General features: G+C 44.7%; 16 protein-coding genes and 1 riboswitch. Of the genes, 15 read left to right on the top strand and 1 reads right to left on the bottom strand.

From position 1 onward, the window contains the following. Window positions 1-123: 123 nt before the first annotated feature. From QFZ80_RS30480 to QFZ80_RS30440, 9 genes are all read left to right on the top strand, one after another. Window positions 124-1041 (top strand): ABC transporter permease, encoded by a 918-nt coding sequence (locus QFZ80_RS30480; protein WP_307551957.1) that lies wholly within the window; start codon window positions 124-126, stop codon window positions 1039-1041. A 25-nt stretch (window positions 1042-1066) separates the two neighbouring features. Then, window positions 1067-1948: a carbohydrate ABC transporter permease gene (locus QFZ80_RS30475; protein WP_307551958.1), complete on the top strand. Its 882-nt coding sequence runs from the start codon at window positions 1067-1069 to the stop codon at window positions 1946-1948. A 56-nt stretch (window positions 1949-2004) separates the two neighbouring features. Beyond that, window positions 2005-3636 carry an extracellular solute-binding protein gene (locus QFZ80_RS30470; RefSeq protein ID WP_307562448.1) on the top strand — a complete coding sequence of 544 codons (1632 nt, stop codon included), beginning with the start codon at window positions 2005-2007 and terminating at the stop codon, window positions 3634-3636. 124 nt (window positions 3637-3760) lie between these two features. Beyond that, a complete protein-coding gene (locus QFZ80_RS30465) occupies window positions 3761-5296 on the top strand; it encodes an ABC transporter substrate-binding protein (RefSeq protein ID WP_307562445.1) in 1536 nt (511 codons plus the stop codon). Further along, entirely contained in the window at window positions 5293-6930 is a 1638-nt protein-coding gene (locus QFZ80_RS30460; protein ID WP_307562444.1) for a pectinesterase family protein, read from the top strand. The genes QFZ80_RS30465 and QFZ80_RS30460 overlap by 4 nt, the downstream gene beginning before the upstream one ends. Before the next feature lie 588 nt (window positions 6931-7518). Then, window positions 7519-8982, top strand: coding sequence for a catalase (locus QFZ80_RS30455; RefSeq protein ID WP_373460205.1), 1464 nt, complete (start codon window positions 7519-7521; stop codon window positions 8980-8982). 44 nt (window positions 8983-9026) lie between these two features. Continuing rightward, a complete protein-coding gene (locus QFZ80_RS30450; RefSeq protein ID WP_307562441.1) occupies window positions 9027-9302 on the top strand; it encodes a Fur family transcriptional regulator in 276 nt (91 codons plus the stop codon). Between the two features lie 149 nt (window positions 9303-9451). After that, window positions 9452-10213 (top strand): metallophosphoesterase, encoded by a 762-nt coding sequence (locus QFZ80_RS30445; protein ID WP_307551969.1) that lies wholly within the window; start codon window positions 9452-9454, stop codon window positions 10211-10213. 120 nt (window positions 10214-10333) lie between these two features. After that, window positions 10334-11176, top strand: coding sequence for a hypothetical protein (locus tag QFZ80_RS30440; protein ID WP_307562439.1), 843 nt, complete (start codon window positions 10334-10336; stop codon window positions 11174-11176). Window positions 11177-11823: 647 nt separating this feature from the next. Here QFZ80_RS30440 and QFZ80_RS30435 read toward each other — a convergent pair. After that, window positions 11824-12900 (bottom strand): DctP family TRAP transporter solute-binding subunit, encoded by a 1077-nt coding sequence (locus QFZ80_RS30435; RefSeq protein WP_307562437.1) that lies wholly within the window; start codon window positions 12898-12900, stop codon window positions 11824-11826. 117 nt (window positions 12901-13017) lie between these two features. Between QFZ80_RS30435 and QFZ80_RS30430 the strand changes: the two genes are divergently transcribed. The 6 genes from QFZ80_RS30430 (at window position 13018) to purK (ending at window position 20819) form a co-directional block, all read left to right on the top strand. Next, complete coding sequence (locus QFZ80_RS30430; RefSeq protein WP_307562435.1) at window positions 13018-14616, top strand: ATP-binding protein; 1599 nt, start codon at window positions 13018-13020, stop codon at window positions 14614-14616. Then, window positions 14594-15307: a response regulator gene (locus QFZ80_RS30425; protein ID WP_307551974.1), complete on the top strand. Its 714-nt coding sequence runs from the start codon at window positions 14594-14596 to the stop codon at window positions 15305-15307. The genes QFZ80_RS30430 and QFZ80_RS30425 overlap by 23 nt, the downstream gene beginning before the upstream one ends. A 126-nt stretch (window positions 15308-15433) precedes the next feature. Then, the gene (locus QFZ80_RS30420; protein WP_307562433.1) at window positions 15434-16858 is read left to right on the top strand and encodes an NAD-dependent malic enzyme; all 1425 of its coding nucleotides are present in this window, start codon (window positions 15434-15436) and stop codon (window positions 16856-16858) included. Between the two features lie 30 nt (window positions 16859-16888). After that, window positions 16889-18184 carry a C4-dicarboxylate transporter DctA gene (gene dctA / locus QFZ80_RS30415; protein ID WP_307551977.1) on the top strand — a complete coding sequence of 432 codons (1296 nt, stop codon included), beginning with the start codon at window positions 16889-16891 and terminating at the stop codon, window positions 18182-18184. Between the two features lie 709 nt (window positions 18185-18893). Continuing rightward, window positions 18894-18995, top strand: a riboswitch (purine riboswitch). A 163-nt stretch (window positions 18996-19158) separates the two neighbouring features. Next, a complete protein-coding gene (gene purE / locus QFZ80_RS30410; protein WP_029198283.1) occupies window positions 19159-19644 on the top strand; it encodes a 5-(carboxyamino)imidazole ribonucleotide mutase in 486 nt (161 codons plus the stop codon). Continuing rightward, window positions 19641-20819 carry a 5-(carboxyamino)imidazole ribonucleotide synthase gene (purK, locus tag QFZ80_RS30405; protein ID WP_307562431.1) on the top strand — a complete coding sequence of 393 codons (1179 nt, stop codon included), beginning with the start codon at window positions 19641-19643 and terminating at the stop codon, window positions 20817-20819. The genes purE and purK overlap by 4 nt, the downstream gene beginning before the upstream one ends. Window positions 20820-20834: the final 15 nt, after the last annotated feature.

The following is a 20834-nucleotide window of genomic DNA, read 5'->3' as shown; positions in this document are numbered from 1 at the left end:
TTTCCTATGAATCAAAACATCCGTAAGAAAGTGTTACATATCGAAAAAATGTTGGATATTTGCCGAGTCGGGCTTTTGCTAAACTTCAGTTATAGGGCTGCTGATCGAAAGGAGTTGGACATATTGGGGGATAAGAAACCGCCGCTGATCAAGCTGATCCGCAGAGATAAACTGCTTCTGCTCATGTTTTTACCGGTTTTTTTGTACTATTTCATTTTCTGTTACTTGCCGATGCCGGGAATATTGATTGCTTTTAAAAACTTCACACCAGGGCATGGCATTTTCGGAGGGGAGTGGGTTGGCCTCAAATGGTTGAACCAGTTCGTACATTCCCGTTATTTCTGGCGACTGCTCAGGAACACCTTCTTGCTGGCGTTCTATCCGCTTGTTATCGGATTCTCGATACCGATCCTGTTCGCAATCTGTGTGGTTGAAATTAAGAACGGTATCTTCAAGCGTTTTGCTCAAACGGTTACCTACCTGCCTCACTTTATCTCGACCGTTGTTATCGCAGGGATGATCATTAACTTCCTATCGCCGACAGATGGAATAGTGAATACGATGCTCACGTCGTTCGGTATGGAAAAGATCAACTTCATGATGGCTCCTGAATGGTTTCGTTCCATCTTCACCGTGTCGGGGATCTGGCAGAGCTTCGGCTTCAGTTCCATTATCTACATCGCAGCTATTATGGGAATTGATCAGGAAATGTATGACTCGGGCAAAATTGATGGCGTTAACAAATTCCAGGAGGTGTGGCACCTTACACTGCCAAGTCTCAAGCCGACCATTGTTATCCTGCTGCTATTGTCCATAGGAGGCATTATGAGCGTAAATTTTGAAAAGGTGTACCTGCTTTACAACGGGGCGACCTATGAAACAGCTGATGTCATCTCCACCTATGTGTACAGACAAGGGATCGAGTCGCAAAACTTTGGTTTCGCCACAGCAGTAGGGCTGTTCAATTCCATTATCAGTTTTATATTAGTGTATGCTGCCAACCAGGCGAGCCGTCGTGTCAACGATATGTCGCTTTGGTAATGGCGCCCCAAGAAAGGAGGCCGTTATGGTTAAACCATGGGTGGATCGAAGCTTCTATGTGCTCGTTTACAGCGTCGTCATTATTGCGATCCTTGTGACCTTGTACCCTTTCATTTATGTGGTGAGTATCTCGATGAGCTCGGTGGAAGCAATTGATAATAAGCTGGTTACACTGTTTCCAGTTGATATCAATTTTGATGGCTACAAGATGGTGCTTGGCTACTCGGAATTATGGAGGTCTTATTACAATACGGTTTGGTACACAGTCGTGGGGACGATTTTCAATCTCGTGGCTACCTGCCTAGCGGCTTACCCGCTTTCGAGAAAGAAGTTTTTTCTTAGAAGGAAGCTCAATTTCTACATTGCGTTTACGATGTATTTCTCCGGAGGGCTGATCCCGCTTTACATGATTATAACGGAATTGGGCCTCTATAACACGAGATGGGCCATGATCCTTCCTGTGCTTATCAGTACGTTTAATGTGATGATTCTACGTTCTGCCTTTGAGAATATCCCGAATGAGATTTTTGAAAGCGCTAATATCGATGGGGCCAAAGATTTCACCTTATTGTTCCGCATTGCCATACCGCTTACTAAACCAACGCTGGCTGTATTGACTTTGTATTATGCGGTCGCACATTGGAATGACTTTTTCAATGCCCTTTTATATCTAGGAAAAGCCGAACTACAGCCGCTGCAAATCTTCCTGCGCAGGGTGCTTATTATGGCCTCACCTGAAATTTTGCAGAAAATGGGCGGAGAGACGGCGGCCAAAGCGCTCGCTGTATCAACGCTGCAAGTTCGTTATGTCTCGATTGTCGTCAGTATTTTACCGATTATTACGATCTATCCATTCATTCAAAAATACTTCGTGAGAGGCATTACGCTGGGGGCAGTAAAAGGGTAGCGATACCTTTGCTGGATAGAGAATCGAGTTTCTTAAAACTAGGGAGGGTTATGAATATGAAAAGAATGCTAAAAACAACGGCAAGTATGACACTGGCCGCTGCACTATTTACACTTGTGGCGGCAGCATGTACTAGTGAAGGCTCCAGCACGCCGACTGCCAGCTCAACAGATACAGGAGCAAAGAAAACGGATGCTGGCACAACAGCTGCACCGTCAGGCTTCAACTACACAGGAACTGGGCCGATTACAGATAAAACAGGTACACTCAAAATTCTCGCTACGAATGCCTGGACGAATAATGTGGATCTTAACCAAGCTCCCATTGTTCAGGAGATCAGTAAAAGAGCGGGCGTTACCGTCAATTGGGAGCTGCTGCCGCCATCTACGTATCAAGATGCGATTAGCCCACGTCTAGCGGCTGGAGCAGATTTGCCGGATGTCATCTACCAGCTTGATCAGGATCAGACGATGAAAAATATTCAGGGCGGCTTATTCAAACCGCTGAATGACTATATTGATAAGTACGGTGTGAATATCAAAAAGTTATTTGAAAAATATCCTGCTCTCAAAGCAAGCTTGACCACACCGGACGGGAAGATTTATTATCTTCCGCAATTGGCAGTGACCAAAAATTACATGCCTACCTTTATGGTTAATGTGAGATGGCTGGAGAAACTCGGCTTGAAAGACCCAACAACGCTGGAGGAGTTCACGGATATGCTTCGCAAGTTTAAGTCCGATGATCCGAATGGGAATGGCAAGAAGGATGAAATCCCGTTCTCAGTTGCTCCCAATCAATTGGCGAATGCTTTCGGCCCGGTATTTGGTCTGGATTTAGCGAATAATTTCTATGCAGATAAAGATGGCAAAGTGCATTATTCCTACTACGAACCCAACTATAAGGAGTACCTCGCGTATTTAAACGGACTTTATAAGGAAGGATTGTTAGAGTCGGATTTCGCCAGTGTAACAGGGGATCAGATTACGTCGAAGTTCTCTCAAAATATCACGGGCGCTACTTTCAATTTCAGTTGGTACACGTCAATGGTATACAGCAAGCTATTCAAGGACTATGATCCAACGAAGCCGCTTATTAAGGGGATTGCCCCATTCAAGGGACTTCATGGCGATCAATTCTACACAGGCAGAAACCCGATCACTGGCATATTCGGTATTTCCAAGAATGCAAAGGATCCGGAGCTGGCGTTTAAGTATCTGGATTACGCGAGCAGTGAGGAAGCGAAAGAGATTTATGTTTGGGGACTTAAAGGTCAAACCTATGACGTTGTCGATGGTAAAAAGCAATTTACCGAAAAAGGCAAAGATAACGACTTCATCCAGAAATTCGGCATCAACCCGGTTAATTTACCTATCGAGCAGTCCGTTGACGCAACGGATGTTCTGGTAGCCCCGTGGCATGCGAAGATTGATAAAGAGATGGAGAAATATATCAAAGCTCCGTTCCCCTTCGTATACGCACTGAAAGCTGAAGCGGATACTGAAAATACCGTGATGCCTGATATCACGACGTATGTGAATGAAATGAATATTAAATTTATTACAGGCAAAGAAGGCCTGGATAAATTTGATAGCTACTTGAAGACGTTGAAGAGTATGGGTGCTGAAGATGTTATTAAAGGCAGACAGGCGCAATATGACCGTTACCAAGCGGCTAGTAAGAAATAATTAGTGATGATAACACAGCAGCCGTTTACGTGGCTGCTGTGTTTATCTTAAAATAGGGGGATAGCCGATCAGCCTAAGGCATAATTGTAATCGATTTCAAGGTGGCTGGAGGAGAGAGATCGAGATGAGAAAGTCCATGTATGTATTGCTTTTCGTATTAACTACAGTTTTATTCGTTGTGATCATCACCTATTGCAGGGCGAATCCTGATAAGTCATCGATGGTTTCCACACCGGCACCAGCTAAATCGGACATACAGCCAACAACACTTAAACTATTGTTTCCTTTGGACAAACCGGCTGCTCAGGAAGAAGTCATTCGAGCTGTTGAAGCTAAGCTGGCCAAGGATGGTTTACCGATTAAGCTGGAGTTTACGTATATCCCTTATGACCAGTATTGGAATAAAGTATGGCTGATCGCAGCGAGTGGCGAGCCTTATGACATAGCTTTATCGGCATTTTCCAATATATCGGATTTTGTTTCCAAAAAAGTGCTTGCTCCCCTTGATGCTGCACTCGAAAATTATGGTCAGAATATCGTCAAAAGCACACCGGATTACGCTTTTCAAGGTGTGACGATTAACGGTCATATCTACGGTATTCCTCGTGTGATGCCGATTTCGGAATTTCAAAGCTTCGTACAGATCCGAGGTGATTTGAGAAAGAAGTACGGTCTTCCGGAAATCAAGACAGTAGCAGACATGGATTTATATTTGGAAACGATTCATAAGAATGAGCCGGCGATTACACCCTATTTTTATGATACTGGCCGATTCTTGCTTAGAGAATATGGCGATGTGGCTTTTTTTGCCGGCGGATACCTGAATGCTCCCGTTTATATTGATCCTGCGGATCCGCAGCTTAAGGTCAGAAATACGTATGAATCGGACTTTTTCCAGAATATCATGGAGAAGATGCATGACTGGCAGAAGAAGGGATATATCCCGTATGGACCTTCAGATACTTCTCGTTATCCGGACCCTGAAATTGCCTTTAACTCGGGTAAAGTTGCCGCTACTTGGAGCGTTGTTTTGAAGCAAACAGAGAGAATCGATGCTTTTAAAGCAATGAACCCAGAGGGAGAGCTGGAAAATGTGTATCTACATCCGGAAAAACCCAAGTACCTGTTCACCGGAGCGGACAATATTCTTTCCGTTTTTTCAACGAGTCAGCATGTAAATGAATCTGTAGCTTTCATCAATTGGCTGAGGAGCAGTCAGGAAAACTATGATCTGTTCACCTATGGGATTAAGGATGTTAATTATAAGTTGAAGGACGGCGCCATCGATTATGACGGGATTGAGCCTAAACATCAATATACGCCGATCAGTTGGAGCTGGAACGATATCCGATATGTTCGTTTCAGTAAGTATATCTCACCCGAATACAGCAACCAGCTGCGTAACTGGGATAAGGAAGCGATAGTATCGCCAACGCTGGGTTTTGTACCCGACCTGGCTCCAATCAAATCGGAGATTGCCCAGCTTAACGTTATTATTACGGAGTACCTGCCTCTCTTGTATGACGCTAAGGTAGATTGGGCAGTAACGATGGAGAGATTTAGAGCGAAGTTGAAGGATGCAGGTATGAATCATGTCATGACCGAAATTCAAAAACAATTTGATGCCTACAGAGCGACCAGAAAGGGCGATAAATCATGATTACAGTAGCAGCAGATGGAAGTGGAGATTTCGTTAGCATACAGGAGGCAGTCAATCAAATTCCTGATGGACAGATAGAACGGATGATCATTTACATAAAAAGCGGTATTTACAAAGAAAAGCTTCACATCCATAAACCGCTTATCAGTTTGATCGGGGAATCAGCGGAGACGACGATCATCACCTATGATGATTATGCCAATAAGACGTTCCCGAACGGAGAGCTTTACAACACCTTTCATTCTTACACTGTATTTATTAGTGGGGATGATGTTACGTTCGAGAACATCACGTTCGAGAATTCAGCCGGAAAAGGGGAAATCGTCGGGCAAGCGCTGGCTGCTTACGTCGACGGTGATCGGGTCTCCTTTAAAGATTGCAAATTTCTTGGTCATCAGGATACGTTGTTTACGGGGCCTTTGCCACCCAAACCGAGAGACCGTGCTAGCTTCGGGGGCCCTAGAGATGGCGTCCCTACACGCCCAGTGCGTCAATATTATGAGCGCTGTTATATCCAAGGGGATGTTGATTTTATTTTCGGATCGGCTACGGCTGTCTTTCAGGATTGTGAAATTTCTTCGTCTGGACGGGGGTGGATCACGGCAGCATCAACACCAGAGGATGTGCAATTTGGGTATGTGTTTATTGGATGTAAATTAACCGGTGATGCGCCTGAGCAATCGGTTGGTTTGGGAAGACCCTGGAGGAATTACGCAAAGGTTGCTTTCATTAACTGCTGGTTGGGACCCCATATCAAGGTGGAAGGATGGGACAGATGGAACGAACGGGAGAGTGTGGATGCGCTTGAATTCATGGAATACGGAAGCGTTGGTCCTGGAGCTGTTAACCAAGGACGCATAGAATGGTCCAAGGCACCCACTCACATGGAAGCGCAGCGGCTTACTGCCCAGCATATTCTAGCGGGCCATGACGGTTGGAATCCGACATCGGATATACAACCGATTACCCTTTATTTGGCTGGTGACTCGACCATGTCGAGCTATGCGTCCTCTTACTATCCGCGTCTTGGATGGGGACAGGTGCTGGGACGTTTGTTTGAAAACAGTGTAGCTGTAAGCAACGATGCCGCTTCGGGAAGAAGCTCCAAAAGCTTTATCGATGAGGGGCGTTTGGCCGCTATATTAAAACGGATACGTACAGGGGACTACCTCTTTATTCAATTCGGTCATAATGATCAGAAACCCGATAAAGAAAGACATACCAATCCCCGGACAAGTTATCTGGATCATCTGCGGCAGTATGTGGAGGGGGCTAGGGCAAAAGGGGCCACACCGGTTCTGATCACCTCTGTTCAAAGGCGCAGCTTTGACGAGCAGGGAATATTCACCGATACGCATGGTGAATATCCGGCTGCTATGAAGCGACTAGCGGAGGAATGCGAGGTAGCCGTTATAGATTTAGCGGAAAAGAGCAAAGAGCTTTTCATAAAATGGGGAGCAGAACGGACGAAATCGTTGTTTCTTTGGCTTAATCCTGCGGAATATGCCAATTATCCGGATGGGCTCAAAGATGATACACATTTCTCAGAAGCCGGTGCGGTTGAAGTGGCTAACTTAGTTGTTGAGGGTATGAAGGAATTAGGATTGCCAATTGCAGAATGGATTCGAAGATAATCGCGTAATCACTAGTTTTGAAGGCTGTTAAGTTCGTCCGCATGTGCGGTGGGACTTAACGGCTTTTTTTAAGAATAAGAAAGTATAAGTTTTCTGAGGCATGAGAGATTGAGATGATTTCATTGCACATAATCCAATCTCCACCTCATAATGATATACCCATTCCTTAGAATACTGCACATTTTCCAATGGGAGTGGATGTAGCCAATTTTATTCATATTGTTGCAAAGTGTGCAATAACCCACAGCCAACGCACAAGCTGTAAAGATATTTTTCATCGTTACAGGTGCGAGGGGATGTGGAGTCGTGTCTGTAACCATATATTTCATCTTTACAGGGGGGATAACTGCGAAATAGAGGATCTACGTTCCTCTTAATCCTAGATTCGGGTGTTTCCGCACAAATAGCGGATCCTTGTTCCCTTTAAAGATCACACCTTTGTAGATTACAGCAATTTCAGGTTTAACAAGCGTAGAAAGCGTTATTGACAACTCTTCTCAATTAAAATAAAATAGGTATTACATAATAATTATTCTAAATAAGTGACGTACTATTTTATTACAATTTTACCTACGAAGGAGAATGCAGATGTCCCATAACCACTTAACAACGAATCAAGGTGCGCCTGTAGGCGATAACCAGAACTCACGGACAGCAGGTCAGAACGGCCCGACGCTATTGGAGGATTACCACTTATTAGAGAAAATCGCTCATTTTGATCGGGAACGTATTCCGGAGCGTGTGGTTCATGCGCGTGGAGCGGGAGCTTTTGGAACCTTTACGGTCGAGAATTCCATGAAACGCTATACGAAAGCAGGATTCCTAGCTGAAGCGGGCAAAGAAACGGCGGTATTCGTACGCTTTTCCACCGTTATTCACGGTCAAGGGTCACCTGAAACAGCACGCGATCCACGTGGATTCGCGGTTAAATTTTATACAGAAGAAGGCAACTACGATCTAGTCGGCAATAATCTTCCTGTTTTCTTTATCCGTGACGCGATGAAATTCCCTGATATGGTTCACTCCTTAAAGCCCGCGCCTGACACAAATGTTCAGACACCTGACCGCTATTGGGATTTCATGTCACTGACACCGGAATCGACACATATGCTGACTTGGGTATTCTCAGACTACGGAACGCCGGCGAATTACCGTGAAATGAATGGATTTGGTGTCCATGCGTTTAAATGGATCAATTCCGTAGGGAATTATGTGTATGTGAAATATCACTGGAAACCGCATCAAGGCGTTCGCAATTTGAGCAAAGCCGAAGCATCAGTCATTCAGGGCGAGGATTTCAGCCATGCGACAAGAGATTTGTACGACCACATCGATCGCGGCGAATTCCCGAAATGGGATCTGCATGTGCAGCTGCTGCAGCCAGAAGATCTGGATGCTTACGATTTTGATCCACTGGATCCAACAAAAGTATGGCCAGAAGATCTGATACCTTTGCAAAAAGTAGGGACGATGACGTTAAACCGCAACGCTCAGAACTTTTTTGCAGATGTGGAGCAAGCAGCTTTTGCGCCAAGTGTGTTGGTATCAGGGATCGAGCCTTCGGAAGATAAGCTGCTGCAAGGCCGACTTTTCTCCTACCCAGATACACAAAGACACCGTCTCGGTGCCAACTACCTGCAAATTCCGGTGAACTGCCCTTATGCAACCGTGCAAAATAACCAACGCGATGGCGCTATGCAAATGAAGCAGCAGGCTGGCAGTGTAAATTATGAGCCGACTCGTCATGCTGATGCACCAAAAGAAGCGCCTGAATTCCGCGATAGCAGCGCACCACTGGGCGGAACTGTTGTTAGACAAAAAATCGCGAAAACCAATGATTTCGCACAAGCCGGAGACACATTCCGCAGCTTCACTGAACAGGAGCAAGCAAACTTCATTTCCAATTTGGTAGGAGACCTCTCCTCCGTACATGAGAAATCGAAACTGCTTGCGATTTGTAACTTTTATAGAGCTGATGCAAAGTTGGGAGAAAGTTTGGCGGAAGGCTTGAACGTGGACATATCGACTTACTTACAACATTTGAAACGTTAAAGGTCATCATAAATAAATGTCAATAAATCGTAGAGGAGGTTTCCATGATGGTACAACATGATCTGAATTTAGCGCTGCAGAAGATGTGGGCCAAAAATATTACCTTAACACCGCAGCGGCGTGCGTTATTGGAATATCTTTATGCACAGGGGAGTTACACAACGGTCAAAGACATATGTGAAGGGCTCAGTGTAAAGTATCCTCATATTAATGCTATGACAGTTAACAGCAGCTTGCACGTATTCAAGCAGCTAGGATTGGTTAATGAATTGGCTGTTATCGGTGCCTCCTTACGATATGAAGCCGCAATTTGTTCGTAAAAAAATAGTAAGGCGCTGCAGGGTGGGAAGTGTTTACTTCTTAGCACCACTGCAGCGCCTTTTTTAACTGTAAAGGAATATTCCGAAATATCTAGAATATATGTTAACTTCGACAAAATAAATTTCTAAGAGGAGGATGGTGAAGTTATTTGACTTATTTATCCATATTGATTCTAATACTCTTATTTTATATAATTTTCATTTTACCTACACAATGGCTAAAAGTTGAGCGGATTAAATACCCTCTGGATTTAAGATTGAAAATCCTACAGATTAGTGATATGCATGTAGAACGATTAAGGATAAGTCCATCTAAAATTACAACTATTATTAATCGTGAGAAACCAAATTATATTTTTGTTACAGGTGATTTTACCAAATATCGAAAAAGTCTCTTTAAACTAGAAAAGTATCTCAGAGCTTTGGTTATATGTAACGTACCCATTTATTGTGTTCTCGGAAACCATGATTATCAGCAAAAAAATGTACAGGATTTAATCAATCTACTAAGAAAATATGGTTTGCATTTGTTAACTAATGAATCGGTACATTTAGAGCAATTTGAGTTAATTGGAATTGATGATTTTGATTCAGGCAAGAGCAATATAGAAAGATCGTTTCAAAATGTTGATCATAGTAAAACTAAAATCGTTATTACCCACGATCCTAACGTAGTCTTACATTTAAATATACAATATGACTATTTAGTGGCTGGGCATCTACATGGTAAACAATTTAATGTTCCATTTTTCTTTAGAATCAAAAATGCGGGTAAATTGCCTAGGATGGGGATTTATAAGGGTCTCCATAAAAATCGATTTGGGACTTACTACATATCTAAGGGGATTGGGCAGACGGGTATTAATGCAAGATTTCTAGTCAGAAGTGAGATAACGATGCACTATCTATAGAACAAAGTATGTTTACTATTGCTATAATAAAAGGTTTTTTGGTACTTTGACTGGCTGACGGTAAAAAGGAGGGGATCCGCTCTGGGTATCGATTTTTACAAGAAATGGGCATGCCAAAAAATGATTGAATCATCGCAGACGAACATTTGGGAAGGCCACTGGGCGTGCGCGGTTTTAGCCTTGATTGGAGTTTTGGAAGAAAACCTGGTACCGGGAACGCTGGAAGCCACGATTCGCAAACATCTCGAAAAAACGGTGGAGGAACACCCAAACGATAAGCAGTATCGTGCCCACAAGGAATACGCAGGCTTTCGTAATGGTATTTTGAGCTTGCTCGTCAAAAAAGATCAATCTTGCCATGCATTGGGTCATGATGTGATCTATGCGTATTATATGCTGGCTGCGCTCTCTCGCTCCGAAGTTCCGGCAACGGTCGAATTGTACAATGCCATGACTGCATTGCTGGAGGGATTTGCTGCGTCCGGTCCGGGTTATGTAACGATAAACGGAAACAACATCGTCATTGATCCTGAAGACATCCCTGTAACGACAACAAGGGTTCAACTGACTCCCGCTGTTGTGCTTGATCTTTTCCATAACTTTCAGAGGCCGTACCAAATGGAAAAAGGCGATATGCAGCTCGGACACCTCCTTACTCATGGCCACTCCATCTTAGAGCTGAAGCAAGTATTTCGCGATCATGGGCTTGTTCAGTCGGAGACTTCCTTATTCACAAGAGTGGACATTCTGGTCTACGCAAACGGGCTGGAAAAAAATCCGACGGAATATGATCCACCATTTAAAATACCCATGAGCAGTCCGTTGGAACAGCCATACTGGGAGCAGGCATTCGCGGACAGCAGGCACGGCCATTATTATAAATACGCGTACAGTTACCTAAAGCTGAACCGGATGGCCGGCCGCAATCTTTCCGATTTCGGATCGTTCAGCCGGATTTTGTAGTTATCTATTTTCCTGTTGCGCTCTCTGACAATATTGTGGCACACTATGGATATCACGAAATAACCGAGTAGCAAAGAATGCCCCGCTTCCTTTCTAAATCGGAAAGGAGTCGGGGTTTTGTGTTTTTTAAATCGAATGAAGAGGCGGGTGATCAGGGAATGGGTTTTGAGATCGAACACGATAAATGGATAGGTGATCATCTTAGGCGAAGAAGAGGGGAACTTTGGATGCTCTGAAACGCGGCCATAGCTAAAGTGAAAAATCTATGTGAAAAATCGTATATAATTTGTCTTTTTGCATGAATCCCGCAAATTATGTTCGAAAAATCGTATATATCAACAGTGATTAAATGGATTTGCTTCGAAGCACTGATTTTTCCAAAGGCAAGGGTTTTTGACGCTTACATCAAAACTAAAAAAGAACTCCTTTCGGAGTCCTCTTCGACGGTGAATAGATTGATGGTACTTTTGCCTTGAACCTTACTTTGCTCGGTCTTTACCTTAACACACTATTGCAGTACATGACTACATTAATGAGCCCACGGCACATCGCCTCGCTTCAATATCGATTCAATAACAACTTCCCTGGTGTTTTATCATTGAATGATCTTTGACACTACACCTCGCTGTTTTCACCGTCGAAAGATATTATGTCCGATCTGGTTCGTAATATTCGTATTCCCGTCTAAGCTCGTACACGGCATCCATGAGCTCTTTACTAATGTAGGATCGAGCTTCTTCATAAACAGGCTCAAGCGCCTGCTGCCATTCATCCTGTTCCTCATTGGTTAGGATATGAACGTTCATCTGTCCAATCTTCTGTAACTCGTTCCATTGTTTGCGGTTGATCTCAATCGCATTTTGATTAGCCCAGATCGTTGTTTCCTGCATGGCTTCATTGATCGTTTTTTGCTGATCGGCGGATAACTTCTCCCAAAATACTTTATTCATTAGCACACCATAACCTAGATAAGCATGATTGCTTATGGTTAGATATTTTTGGACTTGATACATCTTTTTAGAGTAGATGTTCGAAATTGTATTCTCTCCACCGTCTACCAGACCGGATTCCATGCTGCGGTATACTTGGTTAAAAGGAATAGGGACGGACTTCGCATTCAGATGACGAAATTGGGATTCAATAACCTTGCTTGGAAGAATTCGAAACTTCAAATCCCGAAAATCTTCCAGATGAGCAAGAGTACCGCGGTTTGACGTCATTTGCTTAAAGCCATTGGCCCAAAAACCGAGACCAACGATGCCCTTTGGTTCTAATTTACGCATCAAAATGTTCCCGATCTTTCCTTGAAAAGCTTTTGCTACATCCTCATCGTTTTGAAAAACGAAGGGGAGGTCCATCGCCATCCATTCGGGAAAGACTTCGGATATGTTAGAGAAGCTAGGAGCAATCATTTGAATGCTGCCTCCCTGCAAAGCCGCAACTTCTTCCGTTTCATTGTATAAAGTACTGTTCGGAAACAACTCTACTTTGAGGGTGTCGTTAGTCTTTTCTTTGACTAGTTGGGCGAACTTTTGAGCCGCTAATCCTTTGGGTGTATTCTCCGCTACACTAAAGCTGAATCGAATGACCGTTTGTCGACCGAGTCCGATCTGCTCATCATCATTAACGAGCGGTCCGCTATTAAATTGCCAGGAAAAGCCGAATCCTACCGCTGTTAGGAGGCCGATTAAAAGAAACATAGTGATACCGATAAACGTTCTCATATGGACCCCCATTTGTTATGGATAATAAATTCAGTGTAACATAATGTATGATAATCTTAGAAATAAAACGTTAGGCTAGAAAGTAGGTGATCGGCTTTGAGGATCAAGGGACTTCGCATGAATTGGAAAATTACGATCCTGTCGTTCGGCATTGTTTTATTTGCAATTTGTATCGGCGGTATCAATTTAATAGGCCGTGTTATTCACCTCCAGGAACAAGAACTAGGACAGAGACTGCTTGTGACTGCACGTACAGTTACACAATTGCCTTCTATTCTCAGCGGGCTGACGGAACAGAGCCGAAGGCAGGAAATTAATCCAATTACTGAACGTCTTCGAATCATTAATGACGTTGACTATATTGTTGTCATGGATATGAACGGCATTCGTTGGTCTCACCCATCATCCTCCCGAATAGGGGAGCTTTCTCAGGGAGAGGACGAGCATTCCGCATTTGCCGAGCATACGTATCTTTCCAGGGCAAAAGGAGAGCAAGGGACAGCTCTCAGAGCCTTTGTACCTGTTATGAATGAGCAACACGAGCAAATTGGTGTCGTGTTGGTGGGAAAGCTGGTTCCGGGATTGACAGGAATTATTCTTGATATGAGGGGGCAAATTTATGTAACGGTCCTCTTGTCTTTGCTTTTTGGTATTCTAGGTTCGTGGATGCTCTCTAGGCATATTAAGGAGCAGATGTTTCGTTTAGAGCCTGTTGAGATTGCGCAGCTGCTCGTTGAACGAACGGCTACTTTCAATGCGATGCATGAAGGGGTTATTGCGATAGACAGTAAGGAATACGTAACGGTATTTAATGATAAAGCCAAAAAAATGCTGCAAATCGAAGGGGACGTACTTGGACGTCCTATTCGAGAAGTACTGCCGGACACGAGACTTCCAGAAATTTTGCAGCTTAATCATGCTATTTACAACCAAGAGCTGCATATAGGACCTGCTGATATTTTGAGTAATCGGGTTCCTATTAAAGTAGGCCATCAAACGGTTGGCGCCGTAGCTATTTTTCAAGATCGCTCGGAGGTGACGAAAATCGCTGAAGAGTTGACCGGCGTAAGGGCATTTGTTGACGCACTTCGTGTGCAGAATCATGAATATATGAACAAGCTGCACACCATCGGCGGTTTGATCCAACTTGATCATAAGCAGAAGGCGCTGGATTATTTGTTCGAAACGATGGAAGCTCAATCCGAGCTCAGCAGCTTTGTCTCGAGCAAGATCGCGAATGAAAGCGCGGCCGGTTTACTTTTGGGGAAAATCAGCCGCGGCAGAGAGTTGGGCATCGATGTTCGTTTGGACCGGGCAAGCAGGTTGGTGCGATTTCCGGAAAATATGGATCAGCACGACATTGTGGTCATCTTGGGCAATCTGATTGAGAATGCTTTTGATGCTCTGAAGGAGAAGGATGGGAAGAAAGAGATCTTTATCAGTATCGAGCAGGATGATGACCTATTATCAATTTTGGTCGAGGATAATGGGAAAGGCATGGGGGAGGAAACCAAACAACGCCTGTTTGAGCGAGGCTTCTCAACAAATGCTGGCGAAGGCAGGGGCATTGGTTTGTATTTAATCCATAATATTGTGAACAAATGCGGTGCTCATCTGGAAGTGGAGTCCACGGTTGGCGTGGGGACGAGCTTTATTCTCACTTTCCCTATGCATACAAGAGAGGAAGAAACTCATGTACAGAGTCGTACTGATTGAGGACGATCCGATGGTTCTTGAAGTGAACAGGCAGTTTATTGAGAGGGTTCCCGGCTTTGAAATTGTAGGGACATCCGCTAACGGTGTAGATGGAATCGATAAAGTTCGTGATTTGAAGCCAGACCTCGTAATTCTAGATATCTATATGCCGGGGCAAAATGGAACCGAAGTGCTGCAGCAAATTCGAAATGAACAGTTACATACAGATGCGATTGTAATTACAGCCGCTAATGACATTCCAACGATCCAGCGGATGCTTCATCAGGGGGCAGTGGACTATATCATGAAGCCTTTTAAGTTTGAAAGAGTCCGAGAGGCATTGGAAAATTACCGAATGATGAAACGGAGATTAGGTAAGGAATCGACATTATCACAAGTTGAATTGGATCAATTATTACATGGAACCGTGGGAGAATCGATTCCTGGAACACCTGCCGTCAGCTTGCAAATGGATTTGCCCAAGGGTCTGCAAGCACTGACGATGAAACAAGTCATGCTATTTCTAATGCAGCAGCACAAATCTTTATCCGCTGAAGAAGTAGCCGAGGGCGTAGGATTGGCAAGAGTTACGGCACGAAGGTATCTGGAGTTTTTGGAGAAGAATAAGCAGGTGAAGCTAGACCTTGAATACGGCGGGATAGGGCGTCCGATCAATAGGTATGTATGGATGACAGAGGATAAAAGATCATAAGTCAAAGTGAAGACCAAAAAGACCATAAGTACCAATATGGTCAAATTCTTCACGTCTTCTTTTGAAAGCGATATCATGAAAACAGAAATAGATGTGACAAAGTCTGATATCGCTTGAGGTGCAATTATGTCAATCCCTTCGGGAGTTAATACAAGTATTATTTTGAGACTGGAATTGGATAAGGAAAAAGCGTCGTTCGGCAGTGTTGCTACGGCCATTAGTGATGCAGGTGGGGATATTATTGCTATTGACGTCGTTAGAACGGACAAAAACATCACGGTTCGAGATATCACCATCAATGTATACGATAACAAGCATACTGAACTGATTGCTGCGGCCATCCGTACATTGTCGGGAGTAAAAATCGTTCATGTTTCGGATCAAACGTTTCTGCTTCATTTGGGCGGGAAAATTGAAATGAGTCCAAAGTATCCCATTAAAAATCGAGATGACCTCTCCAGGGTTTACACGCCGGGTGTTGCAAAGGTATGTATGGCGATCCACGAAAAGCCATCCCTTGCCCATACGCTGACAATCAAACGGAATACGGTTGCGGTCATATCCGATGGAACTGCCGTACTTGGTCTGGGCAATATTGGACCAGAAGCAGCGATGCCTGTTATGGAAGGAAAGGCAATGTTGTTTAAGCAGTTAGCTGGTGTCGATGCATTCCCAATATGTCTGGCTACACAGGATACAGATGAAATTGTAAGTATTGTGAAAGCGCTATCTCCGACGTTTGGCGGAATCAATCTTGAGGATATATCTGCACCTAGATGCTTTGAGATTGAACAGCGTCTTATCGAGGAACTGGATATTCCCGTATTTCATGATGATCAGCATGGTACAGCTGTGGTGCTTTTGGCAGGATTGTTTAATGCCGTTAAGATCGTGGGCAAGAAGCTTGAGGATTGCAAAGTCGTGCTTTGCGGCATTGGTGCGGCAGGAACGGCTTGCACCAAAATGCTGATGGCGGCAGGTGTTCGAAATATTATTGGTGTCGATCGGCAGGGAGCCATCACACGTGAAGGCGTTTACGACAATCCGTTTTGGCAATGGTATGCAGAACATACGAATCCGAAGCAGATTCAAGGATCGCTTTCGGAAGTTATTGAAGGAGCAGATATTTTTATCGGCGTATCGGGTCCAGGCGTACTTAAAAGGGAAGACGTAGCCAAAATGGCGGAGAATCCGATCGTCTTTGCAATGGCAAACCCGACGCCAGAAATTCTCCCCGAAGAGGCAGAGCCTTATGTACGGGTTATGGCTACCGGCCGTTCGGACTATCCAAACCAAATCAACAATGTGCTGTGCTTCCCAGGCTTGTTCCGGGGGCTTCTGGATTGCAGGGCGTCCAGGGTGACAGAGAATATGAAGCTTGCCGCAGCCAAGGCGATTGCATCGGTTGTTCAAGAGGATGAGTTGAATGAGTCTTACATTATTCCAAGTGTTTTTAATCAATCGGTCGCAGAACGCGTGAGAGATGCGGTCGTCCAAGCAGCATATGAAGACGAGGTAGCCAGAAGACGCAGAGAGAAAGTCCAAGCCTAGTTCAGATATAGAAAGAAGGAGGATTTTACGATGATGAAACTTAGAAAAAACCTAACATTGCAGGTGTTGATAGCGATTGTACTGGGGATCGCGTTTGGGCAGTTCTTTCCTTCACAAGCAGCCGAGTTAAAGGTGCTTTCCGATGTGTTTATTAAAATGATTAAAATGGTGATTGCTCCAATCGTTTTCTTTACGATCGTGATTGGAATTGCAGGTATGGGCGATATGAAGAAAATCGGTCGTATCGGCGGCAAGGCATTGCTTTACTTTGAAATTATTACGACCCTTGCCATGGTCATCGGAGTCGCCGTGATGTACATTTTCAGACCGGGCGCGGGCATGAGCACAAGCGGCGTGAAGGCAGGGGATGTAGACAAATTTACGAAGCAAGCTGCCGCAACGAGCCATAGTTTTATGGATTTCCTCGTGGGCATTGTTCCAGATAACGTGATAGCGGCCTTTTCCAAAGCGGATATGCTGCCGATCCTATTCTTCTCCATATTATTCGGACTGGCGATGGCGGGTATAGGCAACAAAGTGAAGCCAGTCATGAGCTTTTTGGAGCTAGCGAACGAAATATTCTTCCGCCTCGTGGGAATTATTATGAAGTTTTCTCCGATAGCCGCTTTTGGCGCGATGTCCTATACGATCGGGAAGTTCGGCGTTAGTTCCTTGTTCTCCCTTGGAAAAATGATGGGTTCTGTATACATTACGATGGCGCTTTTCATCTTTATTGTGCTGGGATCTATTTGTAAGTTCTACGGATTCAGTCTTCTCAAGCTGCTGCGTCACATCAAGGAAGAATTGATGCTCGTTCTGGGAACTTCCTCATCAGAATCTGCGCTGCCGCGCGTCATGGAAAAGCTGGAGAAGTTCGGCGCTTCCAAGCCGGTCGTAGGTCTTGTAATTCCTACCGGCTACTCGTTCAACCTGGATGGCACTTCCATCTATCTGTCTATGGCGGGATTGTTTATTGCGCAAGCTTACGGTGTTGAGCTTAACTGGGTGCAATTATTGACATTCATGGGCGTACTCATGCTGACTTCTAAAGGCGCAGCAGGAATTACCGGGTCTGGCTTCGTAACACTGGCTGCAACGCTGGCTGCAGTTCCGAATAACGTTATTCCCGTCGAAGGTATGGCACTTCTCATTGGCGTGGATCGATTCATGTCCGAAGCGAGAGCGATTACAAACATTATCGGCAACAGCGTAGCGACAATAGTTATTGCCAAGAGTGAGAAGCAGTTTAATCCGAATCAATCAAATCAAGAAGAAACAGATATGTCGCTGCAAACGGGATCTGTGAAAGAAGTTTCTGCTGTGTAAAGTAAATTGGCTATGGGTATTCCATTTAATGGAATACCCTTTTTTTTACAACAATTCCCTTGATTTCTCTGGGCACGCTAAGGATGCTGTATGTTGGAGACTGTCGATTGTTTCATTATGCCTCCTCACAACTGGTATTCAAAACTCCAAAATCCGATTTGAGAGTCATTCAGTTTACGCGAGGGCATATGGGCTATAGTGGTTACCAATGTTGCATTTTCTACAACAATTCACACGCCTAAAGGCTATATCGCAACTTGAAGTTGCAGTTTGTACAACATTTTTGAGCCTATTTGTTGCGAAATGGCCTGAACAGGACCAAATTGTTGTACATGATGCAACAACAAAGGGAGAAAGCGAGGTATAGGCAGAAATTGTTGCACTTTCTACAACATCATTCAACCGCGAATATGGATTCATTCAAAGGACAACGTAAGCCGTTTATTTTATGCTGATAAGTCATATATAAAGGTCTTGTCGAAAAATATTAGCACAATAAACGTCTGCGTATCGAAAGTAATTATTGCTGACAGATGTGGTCTCAGGGAAGATGAGAATCGCATCTTAGGTCGCAAACCGTTTAAAAGATAGAAAATGCACCAAAAAGCGAACTATTTAAAAGAATTATCCGAAAATTGTTCGTTTTTTGAAATTGACATCGCACGTTAGTTGGTAGTAAACTAGGGAAGCGGGAAATGAAGCCGCACTAATTGAAAATGTCGAATCAACTCGTATAAAATCAGGGATAAGGCCTGAAAGTTTCTACCCAAAAACCATGAATTTTTGGACTACGAGGAAGCGAATGAGGGAAACCATAGGAAGACGATGGTCTTTTTGCATTCGGTTCTTTTGCTGTCCAGCGGATAGAATCATGTATTCTAGCTCTGGGCGTTTTTTGGGTTTAAGGTTATAGATGATGTATTTGTAAACATGGTTTTAACACTACCATATAAGATGAGAGTAGGTTTGAAGTGATGACGGTACGTGTTGGTGTAATAATGGGAAGCCAATCGGATTGGGAAACGATGAAGCACGCATGCGACATGTTGGAAGAGCTGGGAGTGCCTTATGAGAAAAAGGTGGTTTCTGCGCATAGAACGCCGGACCTTATGTTCGAATATGCAGCCTCGGCGGCAGGCCGCGGCATTCAAGTGATTATTGCCGGAGCAGGAGGGGCGGCGCATCTACCAGGGATGGTAGCAGCCAAAACGGAGCTTCCGGTTATTGGTGTTCCGGTCAAAACGTCGACGCTGAACGGGCTTGATTCCTTGCTTTCAATCGTGCAAATGCCAGGCGGCATTCCAGTCGCGACTGTGGCAATCGGACATGCGGGCGCAACGAATGCAGGCCTCTTGGCAGCGCAAATTCTGGGCGCATTCGAGCCGGAGCTGCAAGCGAAGGTCAGAGCGCGTCGCGAGCGCATTGCACAGACCGTGATTGAAAGCAGTGACCTGTTATGAGCGAAGCCTCAAACTTAAGCGATAAGGTCATCAAGCCAGGCGGTACCATCGGCATCTTGGGCGGTGGGCAGCTAGGCCGCATGTTGGCCTTGGCAGGACGCAACATGGGGTATCGCTTCGTGACGCTCGATCCTACGGATGACGCGCCTTGCGGTCAAGTCGCAGATGAGCAAATTCAAGCGGACTTTGACGATGTTGAAGCGGCGAGAAGACTCGCAGCCTTGTCGGACGTCATCACCTACGAATTCGAGAACGTCGATGCACATGTGACCAACATATTAATGAATGAGTCCTATGTTCCTCAAGGAAGTGAGCTTTTATACACGACCCAGCATCGTCTGCGTGAAAAGAAAGCGATTGAAGCAGCGGGCGTACCTGTTGCTCCATATGCTGAAATCAAGAGTGCAGAAGAACTAAAAGAAGCGGTACTGCGCTTCGGGACACCGTGTGTCCTCAAAACAGCAACCGGTGGCTACGATGGCAAAGGGCAATGGGTTCTTCGCTCGCTGGACGAGGTGGAGGAAGCTTACGAAACGCTCAGCCGCGCCAAAACAGAGCTGGTTCTCGAACAATTCATTCATTTTGACAAAGAATTATCCGTGATTGCGGCAAGAAGTCCACGCGGCGAGGTGAAGGCTTTTCCCGCTGCTGAAAATATACATGTACATAACATCCTGCATCAATCGATCGTCCCAGCGCGAATTCCTGTAGAGGTGCAAAAGGAAGCTGAAGAGCTTGCCGTACGCATCGCAGAATCGCTCGGTGTGATTGGTTTGATCGCAGTGGAGTTATTCCTGACGAAGGATGGACAGCTTTACGTCAATGAGCTTGCGCCACGCCCGCACAATTCAGGTCACTACACGATGGAAGCCTGCCGAACTTCACAGTTCGAACAGCATGTTCGCGCGATTTGTAACCTGCCGCTTGGTTCTACTGAGCTGATGACACCTGTTGTGATGGTCAATTTGCTTGGTGAGCATATCGAACCGCTGCAAGAACTGATCGACCGACCCGATTTCCTGGAACATAGTGAATTAGGCGTTTCTGCGAAGGTTCATTTATATGGCAAGCAAGAAGCGAAAGAAAAACGCAAGATGGGACACATCAATCTCCTTACAAGCGATGTCGCGAAAGCACTAACTTGGATAGAACAGACAAGCATTTGGGGAAAGTAAGTAAATGAACTCATT

It is taken from the genome of Paenibacillus sp. V4I7 (assembly GCF_030817275.1).
GTDB lineage: Bacteria > Bacillota > Bacilli > Paenibacillales > NBRC-103111 > Paenibacillus_E.
The sequence above is the reverse complement of the archived record's forward strand: the minus strand, read 5'-3'. Positions and strand labels throughout refer to the sequence as shown.

Coding starts and splice junctions, on each gene's coding strand:
- QFZ80_RS30435 (WP_307562437.1), bottom strand. CDS start 12,900: ATGAGAACGTTTATCGGTATCACTATGTTTCTTTTAATCGGCCTCCTA.
- QFZ80_RS30475 (WP_307551958.1), top strand. CDS start 1,067: ATGGTTAAACCATGGGTGGATCGAAGCTTCTATGTGCTCGTTTACAGC.
- QFZ80_RS30420 (WP_307562433.1), top strand. CDS start 15,434: ATGTCAATCCCTTCGGGAGTTAATACAAGTATTATTTTGAGACTGGAA.
- purK (WP_307562431.1), top strand. CDS start 19,641: ATGAGCGAAGCCTCAAACTTAAGCGATAAGGTCATCAAGCCAGGCGGT.
- QFZ80_RS30450 (WP_307562441.1), top strand. CDS start 9,027: ATGATGGTACAACATGATCTGAATTTAGCGCTGCAGAAGATGTGGGCC.
- QFZ80_RS30460 (WP_307562444.1), top strand. CDS start 5,293: ATGATTACAGTAGCAGCAGATGGAAGTGGAGATTTCGTTAGCATACAG.
- purE (WP_029198283.1), top strand. CDS start 19,159: ATGACGGTACGTGTTGGTGTAATAATGGGAAGCCAATCGGATTGGGAA.
- dctA (WP_307551977.1), top strand. CDS start 16,889: ATGATGAAACTTAGAAAAAACCTAACATTGCAGGTGTTGATAGCGATT.
- QFZ80_RS30430 (WP_307562435.1), top strand. CDS start 13,018: ATGAATTGGAAAATTACGATCCTGTCGTTCGGCATTGTTTTATTTGCA.
- QFZ80_RS30425 (WP_307551974.1), top strand. CDS start 14,594: ATGTACAGAGTCGTACTGATTGAGGACGATCCGATGGTTCTTGAAGTG.
- QFZ80_RS30470 (WP_307562448.1), top strand. CDS start 2,005: ATGAAAAGAATGCTAAAAACAACGGCAAGTATGACACTGGCCGCTGCA.
- QFZ80_RS30465 (WP_307562445.1), top strand. CDS start 3,761: ATGAGAAAGTCCATGTATGTATTGCTTTTCGTATTAACTACAGTTTTA.
- QFZ80_RS30440 (WP_307562439.1), top strand. CDS start 10,334: ATGATTGAATCATCGCAGACGAACATTTGGGAAGGCCACTGGGCGTGC.
- QFZ80_RS30455 (WP_373460205.1), top strand. CDS start 7,519: ATGTCCCATAACCACTTAACAACGAATCAAGGTGCGCCTGTAGGCGAT.